Origin of the sequence: Leucobacter sp. M11, from assembly GCF_035726885.1 — a bacterium.
Taxonomy (GTDB): Bacteria; Actinomycetota; Actinomycetes; order Actinomycetales; family Microbacteriaceae; genus JAPFRB01.
The window spans coordinates 656,078-656,664 of sequence record NZ_JAPFRB010000001.1; the positions used below are offsets into that span (position 1 = coordinate 656,078).

Below are 587 nucleotides of genomic sequence, written 5' to 3' on the forward strand. Positions count from 1 at the left end.
CCCACCTGCACGGAGGCCTGGGTGCCGTAGAGGATCCGGGAGAGGATGTCCCGGCCCAGGTCATCGGAGCCGAGGGCGAATCCGACGGTGCCGGGCACCTGGAAGGGGGTGTCGAAGTGCACCTCTGCGGGGTCGTACGGCGCCAGCAGGGGCGCGAAGACCGCGACAAAGAGCACGATGAGCAGGAGCGCGCCGCCCGCGAGGCCGAGGGGGTTCCGGCGTAGGGAGCGCCACAGGCGGCCGCGGTCGGAGCCGAGGTCCGCCACGGCGAGCGCCTGCGTGCTCGGGGGCACGGCGGGTCCGGCGCCGGTGTTCGGGGATTTCGAGGACATTATTTTCTCCCTCCCACGCGGATGCGGGGGTTCATGACCGAGTAGAGCACGTCCACGGCGAGGTTGATGAGGATGTAGGCGAGGGTGACCACGAGCACGACGGCCTGGATCACGGGGTAGTCCCGGGTGAAGACCGCGTCGAGGGTGAGCTTGCCGAAGCCGGGGAGCCCGAAGATGCGCTCCGTGACGACGGCCCCGGAGATCAGCCCGCCGAGCTGCAGACCCACGATCGTCATGACGACGATGAGCGAGTTC

At 69.5% G+C, this 587-nt stretch carries 1 protein-coding gene and 1 pseudogene; both read right to left on the bottom strand.

From position 1 onward, the window contains the following. Positions 1–332: pseudogene (locus OOT08_RS03400) on the bottom strand (hypothetical protein); the annotation flags it as partial. Beyond that, positions 332–587: ABC transporter permease (locus tag OOT08_RS03405; protein WP_325091135.1), on the bottom strand; the 256-nt coding region annotated here is incomplete at its 5' end. The pseudogene OOT08_RS03400 and the gene OOT08_RS03405, both read right to left, overlap by 1 nt.